The sequence below is a fragment of the Novosphingobium sp. NBM11 genome, from assembly GCF_015390225.1.
Lineage (GTDB): Bacteria > Pseudomonadota > Alphaproteobacteria > Sphingomonadales > Sphingomonadaceae > Novosphingobium.
In genome coordinates this window covers 2,287,201-2,297,984 of sequence record NZ_VUOG01000001.1, presented here as the reverse complement: position 1 = coordinate 2,297,984, position 10,784 = coordinate 2,287,201, and the positions used below count along the sequence as shown (strand labels likewise).

10 protein-coding genes and 1 riboswitch are annotated in these 10,784 nt (G+C 61.7%); of the genes, 5 read left to right on the top strand and 5 right to left on the bottom strand.

Annotation, left to right across the window (positions count from 1 at the left end):
• Nucleotides 1–42: 42 nt before the first annotated feature.
• From F1640_RS10970 to metA, 4 genes are all read right to left on the bottom strand, one after another.
• Nucleotides 43–930 (bottom strand): AraC family transcriptional regulator, encoded by an 888-nt coding sequence (locus F1640_RS10970; RefSeq protein ID WP_194919172.1) that lies wholly within the window; start codon nucleotides 928–930, stop codon nucleotides 43–45.
• Nucleotides 931–1,133: 203 nt separating this feature from the next.
• The gene (rplT, locus tag F1640_RS10965; RefSeq protein ID WP_124810520.1) at nucleotides 1,134–1,496 is read right to left on the bottom strand and encodes a 50S ribosomal protein L20; all 363 of its coding nucleotides are present in this window, start codon (nucleotides 1,494–1,496) and stop codon (nucleotides 1,134–1,136) included.
• Between the two features lie 13 nt (nucleotides 1,497–1,509).
• A complete protein-coding gene (gene rpmI / locus F1640_RS10960) occupies nucleotides 1,510–1,713 on the bottom strand; it encodes a 50S ribosomal protein L35 (RefSeq protein WP_124810521.1) in 204 nt (67 codons plus the stop codon).
• Between the two features lie 179 nt (nucleotides 1,714–1,892).
• Entirely contained in the window at nucleotides 1,893–2,801 is a 909-nt protein-coding gene (gene metA / locus F1640_RS10955; RefSeq protein ID WP_194919171.1) for a homoserine O-succinyltransferase, read from the bottom strand.
• A gap of 49 nt (nucleotides 2,802–2,850) precedes the next feature.
• Nucleotides 2,851–2,958: riboswitch (SAM-I-IV-variant riboswitch) on the bottom strand.
• Nucleotides 2,959–3,101: 143 nt separating this feature from the next.
• Between metA and F1640_RS10950 the strand changes: the two genes are divergently transcribed.
• The 5 genes from F1640_RS10950 (at nucleotide 3,102) to F1640_RS10930 (ending at nucleotide 8,863) form a co-directional block, all read left to right on the top strand.
• On the top strand, nucleotides 3,102–3,278 hold the full coding sequence (locus F1640_RS10950) for a bacterioferritin-associated ferredoxin (RefSeq protein ID WP_124810523.1): 177 nt from the start codon (nucleotides 3,102–3,104) through the stop codon (nucleotides 3,276–3,278).
• Between the two features lie 139 nt (nucleotides 3,279–3,417).
• Nucleotides 3,418–3,897 (top strand): bacterioferritin, encoded by a 480-nt coding sequence (bfr, locus tag F1640_RS10945; protein WP_124810524.1) that lies wholly within the window; start codon nucleotides 3,418–3,420, stop codon nucleotides 3,895–3,897.
• A gap of 829 nt (nucleotides 3,898–4,726) precedes the next feature.
• Nucleotides 4,727–5,635: a tyrosine-type recombinase/integrase gene (locus F1640_RS10940; protein WP_194919170.1), complete on the top strand. Its 909-nt coding sequence runs from the start codon at nucleotides 4,727–4,729 to the stop codon at nucleotides 5,633–5,635.
• Nucleotides 5,636–5,639: 4 nt separating this feature from the next.
• Nucleotides 5,640–6,839: an IS91 family transposase gene (locus F1640_RS10935; protein ID WP_194919169.1), complete on the top strand. Its 1,200-nt coding sequence runs from the start codon at nucleotides 5,640–5,642 to the stop codon at nucleotides 6,837–6,839.
• Between the two features lie 509 nt (nucleotides 6,840–7,348).
• The gene (locus F1640_RS10930) at nucleotides 7,349–8,863 is read left to right on the top strand and encodes a P-loop ATPase, Sll1717 family (protein WP_194919167.1); all 1,515 of its coding nucleotides are present in this window, start codon (nucleotides 7,349–7,351) and stop codon (nucleotides 8,861–8,863) included.
• Nucleotides 8,864–9,070: 207 nt separating this feature from the next.
• On the opposite strand, the gene F1640_RS10925 is transcribed toward F1640_RS10930, so the two are convergent.
• Complete coding sequence (locus F1640_RS10925) at nucleotides 9,071–10,645, bottom strand: ATP-binding cassette domain-containing protein (protein ID WP_194919165.1); 1,575 nt, start codon at nucleotides 10,643–10,645, stop codon at nucleotides 9,071–9,073.
• Nucleotides 10,646–10,784 lie beyond the last annotated feature (139 nt).

The window sequence follows — 10,784 nt, the reverse complement described above, 5'->3', positions numbered from 1 at the left end:
CGGTGCGGAATCAAAGGGCGAAACGCAGCGCCCCCCGTTGCATCAGTCCCCGGTCCGCGCCGGCAGGTGCAGCGCCTGCACGGCCGCGCCGGCCGCCTCGAAGCGCGCGCGCATCACGGCCGACAGCACCGGACGCGGATGCGCCACATAGGCGCGCGGCGTCATCCCCATGAACCGCCGGAAATCGCGAACGAACTGCGCCTGATCGTGATAGTGCCCGTCGATCGCGCCGATCCACTTGAGTTCGGGATCGAGCATGTACTGCGACAGACTGCGCATGAAGCGCTGCCGCCGCAGCAGCAGGCGCGGGGCGAAGCCGAAGTAGCGGCGGCAGATGCGCTCGATGGTGTACGAAGCCAGCCCCGTCGCTTCGGCCACGTCCGCCACGGAGCCCGTTTCCGGATCGACGATCGCGCCATGGATGGCCACGATCCGGTCTTCATCGGGCGCCGGCATGTCCGCGCGCGCCGCGAAAAAGGCGGTGATCCGTTCCAGTTCCGCCGCTTCGTCCACGCACGCGCCGAATACGCCGTCGATCAGCGGACCGAACTGGGCGAAGTCAGGCTCCGCGCAGGGATCGAAGATGCGATCGGCCCAGAGGTGTGCCGGCGCCCGCGCGAACTTGGCCCAGCCCAGCGGCAACAGGCCGATGCCCCATATGCGGCAGCGGCCGGCGGTGAAGCGGATGGTCGTGCTCGTCGGCCCGGTGCCGATCGCGGCAATGCCGGGCGGCCCCTTGATCCCCGCGATCTCCGCTTCGGGCGTCACACCCTGGAACAGCCGCAGGTTGGCCCATTCGGGATGCAGGTGATCCTGCACCCGCTGCCCCTCGGGAATGTCGATCTCGGTGAGGTAAAACGTCGTGAAATAGGGGCGCAGCGCCAGGGGCGGCTGATGGAATCGAACCTTTACGCGGCAATCCGCTGGCAATCGCGCGACCCTTCGGAATCGTTGCTAAGTAGCAATCCGTTACAAATCGCCATAATCGTTTGTTGCGCGCTGCAAAAGCCTCCAGATCGGCGATATTGTCACGCAGGTTAGCAGAATCGGGGGTAGTTTCTGATTTTCCAGCAAAAAGGGCATTGGTCCAGAACGGACCAATGCCCTTTGATGCGGTTCGCGATGCGAACGGCTCAGGCGGCGGGAAGCGCTGCCTTGGCCTGCGCGATCACGGCGTTGAACACGCCGCCTTCGTTCATCGCCAGATCGGCCATCGCCTTGCGATCGAGTTCGATCCCGGCGAGCTTCACGCCGTGGATGAACTGCGAATAGGTGAGGCCTTCGGCGCGGACCGCGGCGTTGATGCGCTGGATCCACAGGGCGCGGAAGGTGCGCTTCTTAACCTTGCGGTCGCGATAGGCGTACTGGCCGGCCTTTTCGACGGCCTGACGGGCGACGCGAATCGTGTTCTTGCGACGGCCGCGGTAACCCTTGGCCTGGTCCAGAATCCGCTTGTGCTTGGCACGGGTGGTAACACCACGCTTGATACGGCTCATAAGTCAGCGCTCCTCAGTTCAGCCCGTAGGGCGCCCACTTCTTGATCACCTTCGCGTCGGCGTCGGAAATCACTTCCGTGCCGCGGTTCTGGCGGATGTACTTGGCGTTGTGGCTGATCAGGCGGTGGCGCTTGCCGGCAACGCCGTGCTTCACCTTGCCGGAAGCGGTGATCTTGAACCGCTTCTTCACGCCGCTCTTGGTCTTGAGCTTGGGCATTTTCGTCTCCTAGATTCGACGCGCCAGATTCGCCGTGGCAGCCCTTTCAGCCAGGCGAATCCCGAATGGTGTGTCGGTTGAAGGAGGCGCCCATAGTCAGGTCCGCCCGGAAAGGCAAGCGGGCGCTGGCTTTGATGCCGCACCTACCCCTTCCTGGCGCCCCTTCCTGGCGCCCCTGCTCAGCGCCCGCCCACGTCGGCCAGATCGAACGGCGTGGTCTGGTAGGTCTCGTTGATCCAGTTGCCGTAGAGCAGGTGCCCGTGGCCGCGCCAGGTGTTGGCGGGCGCAGCCTGCGGATCGTCGCCGGGGAAATAGTGCTGCGGCATATAGCCGCCCTCGTCGCGCGCGTATTCGCCCGCCAGCGTCAGCGTATCGTATTCCAGGTGGTTGAACATGTGCAGCGCGCGGTGGGCGGGATCGTCGATCAGGCACAGCCCGGTCTCGGCACTATCGGCCAGCACGCGCAGCCCGCGCCCTTCGGGCAGGTCGGTGGCGCGCACTTCGCTCCAGCGCGAAACGGGCACGTCGAACACGTCGGGCAGCCCGCGCATCCACGGGCTGGCCGGCGCGCGGTTGTCATGCCGGAACACGCCCGAGGCCTTGGACGCCAGCCCGTGCTTGGGCACGCCATGGAAATGGTGCAGCGCCGCCATCGCCCCCCAGCAGACGTTGAGCGTGCGGTGGACGTTGACCTGCGACCAATCGAAGATGCGCCGCAATTCGTCCCAGTAGGTCACTTCCTCGAACGGGATCTGCTCCACCGGCGCGCCGGTCACGATCAGCCCGTCGAAGCGTTCCCCGCGCACGTCCGCCCAGGGGCGGTAGAATTCGGCGATGTGCCCGGCGGAGGTGTTCTTGCTGACGTGGTCGGAAATGCGCAGCAGTTCCAGTTCCACCTGCAGCGGCGTGGCGCCCAGCACCCGCGCGATCTGGGTTTCGGTGGTGATCTTGTCGGGCATCAGGTTCAGCAACGCGATGCGCAGCGGGCGGATATCCTGCCGCGCGGCTTCGGTTTCGCCCATCACGATCACACCTTCGGATTCGAGCGTGCGGCGGGCGGGCAGGTTGTCGGCAATCCGGATCGGCACAGTCCTGGCGTCTTTCTTCTCGTCCCGTGGGGAAAGACGCCGCGCGTGTCCGTGTCCGTTTGGTTGCCGGATCGGCCACATCCTCCTTGCGGAGCGCCACCTTGCCCGGATCGGCAGGTTGGCGTCGGGGCGTCCACCCCAACTCTTGATGCGGGAGTAGCTCTATCGCGGAACGCAACGCTTGGCAATCGGGACTGTCCCGGAGGGCGATGCCAAGAGGATATTCACGAGCTCGCCCTTGCTATTGAGACTGCCTCGCATTAAAAGATGTTCCGTCGGTCGAGAGAATCGGGTGTCCTGATGTACGTCTGCATCTGCAATGCCATTCGCGAAAAGGACCTGCGGGGCGCCGCGCGGAGCCATTCGGGCGATGCCGAAGCGCTCTACGCCCGGCTGGGCTGCCAGCCCCAGTGCCGCCAGTGCCTGGACGATGCCGAGGACGTGGTGGCGGACGAGCGCGCCTGCGCGCTTGCCTGATCACTGGCGCCTGACCACTGGCGCCTGACCGCAACCGCCTGTCCTTACCGCCGCCCCTCGCGCGAATCGTTCGCGCTTGGCCGATGGGCGCGGGCCGCATAGGCTGCGGCCCACCCCGGACGTTTGAAGGAGCCGCGCCATGAAGGGCGACGCCAAGGTCATCGAATTTCTCAACAAGGCGCTGTTCAACGAACTGACCGCCATCAACCAGTACTGGCTGCATTTCCGCCTGCTCGACAACTGGGGCATCAAGAAGCTCGCCCAGTTCGAACGGCACGAATCCATCGACGAGATGAAGCACGCCGACCAGCTGGCCGACCGCATCCTGTTCCTTGATGGCCTGCCCAATTTCCAGGCGCTGGGCCGGCTGCGCGTGGGCGAATCCGTGGAAGAAATCCTCAAGGCCGATCTCGCGCTGGAAATGGAGGCGATCCCGCTGCTCAAGGACGCGATCGCCCATTGCGAAAGCGTGCGCGATTACGTCAGCCGCGATCTGTTCCAGCACATCCTCGAAAGCGAGGAGGAGCATGTCGACACGCTGGAAAAGCAGTTCGACATGATCGCGCGCATGGGCCTGCCAAACTACATCCAGCTCAACAGCGAAGCGCCCGAGGACTGAACCCGCACCCTCGTCATTGCGAGCGCAGCGAAGCAATCCAGGGTTCCGCGTGACGCGCTGGATTGCTTCGCTACGCTCGCAATGACGAAGCAGGAAAACCAGACAACTGCCAGCAAGGAAGGGCGGTGCGGAAGGACCGCCCGGCCAGACGCCGAGGCATCTGGCCGGAGCTTTTCAGTCCTGCGGTTGCTCCTGACCGGCTCATGCCCGCGAAAGGCGGACGCGCCGCCAGCCCCGGAACATGCCCCGTGCCGAACAGGTCGACCGGACAACACCGTTGCGGATTGTATCACAAATCGCCCCGGAAAACAGCCGGTTTTGGTGTGTTGTGGCGATTGGGGGCGGGTTGTCAGGCCTTGGCGCTGGCCGCCGTTGGATGCGCGAGGCTCGTCAACCGGATATTAACCGTCGGCGTCGAACGAAAACCGGAACTTGGCGGTGCGACGGGAACCGGCTCTAGACCGCGCGCCAGGGACGCCCATCGACAGCGACACGCGGCTGATGGTGCGGAAACACGCCAATTCTATCCGTTTCGGTGCGTTTCATGTGCGTAGGCCATCCCGGCGCAATTTCCCGATTCGTGCCGACGTCATTCCGATTCGAAAGCCGGGGTAACAATGCACCGGTCAACGTGGCGCCAAATATTCTCGAGATAGAGCCGGTTCGGCGCACGTCAGACTGTGGTAATCTTCGGGACTTGTACGAACCCGCTGGCGCGGGAGTGGCGCTTGTTTTGAGGTGTGGCCAGTGATCGGTGGCCTGAGCGTAAGTTGAGGTCTGGGCGAAGTAGGCAGACGATCGCGGCTCCTTTCAACCAAGGAGTCGTACTATGACCACCGTTCTGTCCGATGCCCCCGCCACTTCGCTGCGTCAGCGCATGATCGAAGACATGAACATGCGCAGGTTCACGCGGAAGACCCAGTTCGACTATGTGCGCCACGTCGCGCGGTTCGCCACATATCTTGGGCGCCCTCCCGATACTGCGACCGTAGAAGAGCTCCGGCAATTCCAGGTTGAACAGCGCGAGGCGGGCATTGGCATCCCGACCATGAACAGCATCGTTTCTGCGCTGCGGTTCTTTTTCACGCACACCATTGATCGCCCGGATCTCTCCCGCAAGCTCTATACGGTCAAGAATCCGCGCTCCTTGCCCGTTGTCCTCAGCCGCGACGAAGTCGTGCTTCTGCTTGGCGCGACCAACTGCCTGAAGCACAAGGCCGCACTGTCCGTTGCGTATGGCGCTGGCTTGCGCGCCGCCGAAGTGACGATGCTGAAGGTCCGTGATGTCGACAGCAAGCGCATGCTCCTGCGAGTGGAGCGCGGTAAAGGCGGGCGATATCGCAATGCGCTCCTGCCCGCTGACCTTCTTGCCCTTTTGCGTGAGTGGTGGACGGTTGGCCGCAAGCAGGGCGTCATGCACGCTGATGGCTGGCTGTTCCCGGGCATGCACTATCTCAAGCCGCTTAGTACCAGGCAGCTCCATCGGATCGTTGTCGATGCTGCCGAGGCTGCGGGTATCAAAAAACGGGTCGGCCCACACACTCTGCGGCACAGCTTCGCCACGCATCTGCTTGAAGACGGCGTCGATATCCGGATCATCCAGGCACTGCTCGGGCATGCAAACCTCGAGACAACCGCTTTCTACACCACGGTCGCAACTCGAACCGTGCGCGCGGTCATCAGTCCGCTGGACAAATTGACGACGCTACTCGAGGCGCAGGTGACTCCTCCCGGCTGAGCCGGTGCGCGCCTCGATCGAGGTCGCCGATATCTTCCGTAGCGCCGGGCCCGCCTATCGTGCAGCCCATGCCGGGCATCTGAGCCTCGGCCAGCTCAAGGTCATGACGGCGATCGAGAATTGCCGCACCGCTGCACTAGGCGGTCACGTCGAGGCCTGCGACGACTGCGGGCACTGGCGGATCGCCTACAACTCCTGCCGCAACCGGCACTGTCCCAAGTGCCAAGGCGCTGCTGCGCGCACCTGGCTGGCCGCGCGTGAGGCCGATCTGTTGCCGGTCGGCTACTTCCACGTCGTCTTCACGGTGCCTGCCGAGATCGCCGACATCGCCTGGCAGAACAAGGCGGTGGTCTATGACCTGCTGTTCCGCGCCGCTGCGGACACGATGCTGACCATCGCGGCCGATCCCAAGCACCTCGGCACGCGGGTTGGGATCACTGCTGTCTTGCACACGTGGGGATCGGCGCTGACCCACCACCCGCATGTGCACATGATCGTACCTGGCGGCGGCATCGCGCTCGACGGCACGCGGTGGATCTCGTCACGCCCCGCCTTCCTGTTACCGGTGCGCGTGCTGGGCGCGTTATTCCGCCGCCTGTTCCTCACTCGCCTGTTGGCATTGTTCGATGCCGGCAAGCTCGTCTTCTTCAGCACCTTGGCGGGCCTAGCGATACGCAAGGCCTTCCTGCGGCATCTGTCCCCGATCCGGAAGAAGCGCTGGGTGGTCTATGCCAAGCCGCCCTTTGCCGGGCCGCAGGCGGTGCTGGCCTATCTCTCGCGCTACACGCACCGCGTTGCCATCTCGAACCGGCGGCTCATCGGCTTCGACGAGACCGGCGTGACGTTCCGCTACAAGGATTACCGCCGCGATGGCGCCGAACGCCAGCAGGTCATGACGCTGGCCACCGACGAGTTCATCCGCCGCTTTCTGATCCACGTCCTGCCGCGCGGCTTCCACCGCATCCGGCATTACGGCCTACTTGCCAGTTCAACCCACAAGGAGGCCATGGCGCTGGCCCGCAGGCTGCTTGGCGTCGCCGCGCAGATTGAAGAGACCGACACCGAACCCGACGAACCGACCGATCATCGCCCGCCATGCCCATGTTGCGGCGGGCACATGACCATCATCGAAACGTTCGCCCGCTGGTGCCAGCCCCGCGCTCCGCCGCAATCGGCACCACCGATCCGAAAGAACACGCCATGATCCGGCATGGCCCATCCTGCATGATGGCCGTGAACGTTACGCCTCGGCCCATGGGGATACGTGTGTCGATGCCGCCAGCCCAGCCAGAATCGAGCTCATTGCCAACACGATCAGTGGCGCTTCGAGCACAATGGCCATCTGACTTCCATGCTGTTCCGTCCATCACGGACTGGCTGATAGGCTTGCTTCAGTCGCCCCAATCCACGCCAAAGCCCTTTTACCCATAGACCTGTGCGAGCCTCACCGCGGGTCGTACTTGTAAGACTTTCGTACGCCTGCCGGCGCCCGAAACCCTTCGACTAGGCCGTCGTTCCAATCGGCATGCGGCAACGACAGCCTTCGCCAAAAGCCGCCTTTGCTGCATCGATTATTCGTTGACGCACGAAGGACAACTCTATTGGAAGGCGCTCTAGCGGCAACGAAAAGAAAATGCCACACTGTTGTCATTGTAGGTGCTTGCAGCTTTAATCGCGATTGCGGGGTGCAGGTACACAGGATTGGGGGTACATATGACAAAATTGTTGAAGGAAATCCGATTTGGTGAACCGGACGCAAATGTTGAATATATGAACTCACTTCGCTCCAACACTAGTCCACTATACCTTCGGGCATGGAGTAGGCCCGACATCCAGAACTATGAAGATTTCACCAATGGACAAAAATTTATCATTACTGGACAAAAAGGGACCGGTAAGACAGCAATATTGAGACACATGGACTATGCTGCGACGCAGAATGGCTACGAAACCGAGTTTGTTGTATTCAAGAATGAAATTTTGCGCGAAGCAGAACTTCTAAGAATTGACAATTCATCAGTAACAGGGTCTATTATTGAGGAAGATCATTTAAAAACAACTAAGTTCTATTATCATGCCATAAAGAGGGTTATGGTGTCGCTGCTTGTCTCCAAGCTAAAGGCGAACGATACCTCTGCTGCAAAAAATGGCAGCGGAAAAGACCTAATAACACGGCTAGTTGGCGTCGGAGGAAAAGAGGCGCTACGGATTGCTTTTGACTCCATTCTTAATGTCGTACAATCTGTAGATATTGATCTGGAAAAAGCAACTAAGGGTATATTAAAGGTTGACCCAAGCCAACTTGTAAAGAAAGCGAACGACGATTTTCTTAATCAGGCATCACGCATAGCTAAAGCACAAAGTGCTAAAATACGAATTTTTTTTGACGAAATGCACTTTGCGTTTCGCGATAGAGACACGCTGCAGGCCGACGCCGCTCTTGTAAGAGATACTATTCTTGCCGCACAATCTATAAACGAAAGATTTGCAGAAGAAGGTATAGATGTAATTATTTATCTTGCTCTTCGTAGAGAGTTTCTAGATCAGCCTGAAATTGCGCAAGCCGACATTGTGCATTCAGTCGAATCCTATGGGGCGGTAGTTTCTTGGGAGCACCATCCATCAACCAAATCGCACCCTATCTTTGACTTTATCACGTTACGATTCAAAGCTGCCATTGATAAGAAATTTTCAAAAACTGAATTGCTGGATACCTACCTGAAAGAAATAGATCCTGTTGAACTTCTTAATTACACATGGGCAAAGCCAAGGGACATATTTCGATTTTTTAAAGCCGCACAGGTTGTAGACGGAAATACTGTGGTCATAAGTAAACAAAAATACAATACAATTTTAAGAAGCTACTCTGAACAATCATGGAGAGAGTGCAAATCTGCGCTCGCTGCGTTTATTCCGACAGAAGCAATGCCCCTTCTGGAGCGGGGTATCAAGAATATCGTATCCACTCAATTAGACGGCAGCGCACAACTTACACTGACGCAATTTAAAAATGCGGTTAATTCGGCATTTCAGGCTGCGAAAAAAGCTGGCGTCAAGTATGATATAGATGATTTTATTGACGTTCTTTACATGATGGGTGTTTTTTACTTCAAATATATCGATGCAAACGGGAAGCCTTTCTTCCAGCAGTATCATCGCGGAAACCGAAGTCCAGATCAAAGAGGGGAAGTTCGTATACATCCTGCAATCGCTAAAGCGCTTAGCTAAACAGATTCATCATTCGATCTGACTGAATTTTAGCGATAAAATGGGTATTTTCTTTGTGCAAAAATTCAGAATTTTCGAAGTTTATGCTTGTTTGATATTAGAGCACTTCTCGATCCTGAAGGATCGAAAAGCGCTCTAAACCTCATATTTTGTGAGGAACGCTGTTCAGCTATATACTACAGTGACGCATTCTGACCAAAACACCCCTCACAACCCAATCCCCCGCGTCACCCCAACCGCCTCGCGGAACGCCGCATCATGGCTCACCAGCAGCAGCGCGCCGTCGTAGCCGCGCAGGGCCTGTTCGATCACTTCGATGGATTCGAGGTCGAGATGGTTGGTCGGCTCGTCGAGCAGCAGCAATTGCGGCACTTGCGCGCCGGATAGCACGCAGGCGAGGCCGGCGCGCAGGCATTCGCCGCCGCTGAGATCGCGCACCGGCCGGTCGCCCTCCACGTTGCGGAAGGCGAAGCGGGCGAGCGCGGCGCGGGCGGCGTTTTCGGTGAGGTCCGGGTTGCGCCGGCGCATGTTCTCCACCAGCGTCGCGCCGCGATCGAGCAGGCTGACCGTCTGGTCCAGCAGGGCGAGCAGCACCGGGCGTTCGACGCGGCCCGCCGTGGGCGCGGCAAGGCCGGCGGCAAGGCGCAGCACGGTGGTCTTGCCCGCGCCGTTGCGCCCGGTCAGCGCCACGCGCTCGGGGCCGTGCAGGGTGAACGACAGGCCCTCGATCACCGCGCGTTCCCCGGCGCGCCAGCTCACCGCGTGAAAGGCCAGCGCCAGCCGGTGCGGGGGCAGGCCGCAGGGCGGCAGCGCGATGGCGAGCGGCGTGGTCACCTCCACTTGCGCCCGCGCCGCGTCGAGCGCCGCCGTGCGCGCCGCGATCCGCTGTTCGCCCAGCGCCTGGCCGCGCCCCCCGCTGTTCTCGGCGCGTTCGCGCTGGCGGCCCAGCAGGATTTTCGGCGCGCTGCCGCTGGCGGCGTGGGCCTGCCCCGCCCGATCGCGCCGCGCCTGCCGTTCGCGCGCCGCCTGCGCCTCGCGCTGCGCCGCGCGCGCGTGCCGCTGCGCCTCCTCCACATCGGACAGCGCCCGCATCCGCGCCGCGTCGCGCTCCGCCACCCACGACGACCAGCCGCCGCCGTGGACCGTGACCCCGGCGGGCGACAGCGCGACGATCCGGTCCACCCCTTCCAGCAGCGCGCGATCGTGGCTGACCAGCAGCACGCCGCCGCGCCACTGCGCGAGCAGGCCGGCAATCGCCGCCCGGCCCGCGTCATCCAGGTTGTTGGTCGGCTCGTCCAGCAGCAGCAGGTCTGGCGGATCGATCAGCAGGCGGGCGATGGCGATCCGCGTCCGCTCCCCGCCGCTGAAGCTGGCCAGCGGGCGGGCGAGATCGAGCGGAGGCAGGCCCGCCGCGGCCAGCGCGCCTTCCAGCCGGTGGGGCAGCGTCCAGTCCGCCTCGGCGAAATCGCGTTCGGTGCCGGCGCCGGCCTCGATCCGCTCCAGCCGGGCCAGCGCGGCGGCGACGCCCAGCGCCTTGGCCGCGGTTTCCCCGCCCGGCTCCACCACTTGCTCCAGCATCCCGACCGTGCCGTGGACGGCGATCGTGCCGGCCTGCGGCGCGATCTCACCCAGCACGGCGCGCAGCATCGTGGACTTGCCCGCGCCGTTGCGGCCGACCACGGCGACGCATTCGCGCCCCAGGTTCAGCGAAAGGCCGGAAAACAGCGACCGGCCAGACGGCGTGGCCAGCGCCACGGAATCGAGCGTGAGAAAAGAGGACATGACGGCACCGGAATTGACGAAGGGACGGGCGGTTTCAGCGCGTCTTCCGGTCCATTTCATGCTCCTGCGGGTTGTGCGGCCCATGCCGCGATTTCCGGAACTTACCAGATTGGCGCGCGGCGTGGAAGGCCCACCCCGC

Coding starts and splice junctions, on each gene's coding strand:
- bfr (WP_124810524.1), top strand. CDS start 3,418: ATGAAGGGCGACGCCAAGGTCATCGAATTTCTCAACAAGGCGCTGTTC.
- rplT (WP_124810520.1), bottom strand. CDS start 1,496: ATGAGCCGTATCAAGCGTGGTGTTACCACCCGTGCCAAGCACAAGCGG.
- F1640_RS10930 (WP_194919167.1), top strand. CDS start 7,349: ATGACAAAATTGTTGAAGGAAATCCGATTTGGTGAACCGGACGCAAAT.
- rpmI (WP_124810521.1), bottom strand. CDS start 1,713: ATGCCCAAGCTCAAGACCAAGAGCGGCGTGAAGAAGCGGTTCAAGATC.
- F1640_RS10925 (WP_194919165.1), bottom strand. CDS start 10,645: ATGTCCTCTTTTCTCACGCTCGATTCCGTGGCGCTGGCCACGCCGTCT.
- F1640_RS10940 (WP_194919170.1), top strand. CDS start 4,727: ATGACCACCGTTCTGTCCGATGCCCCCGCCACTTCGCTGCGTCAGCGC.
- F1640_RS10950 (WP_124810523.1), top strand. CDS start 3,102: ATGTACGTCTGCATCTGCAATGCCATTCGCGAAAAGGACCTGCGGGGC.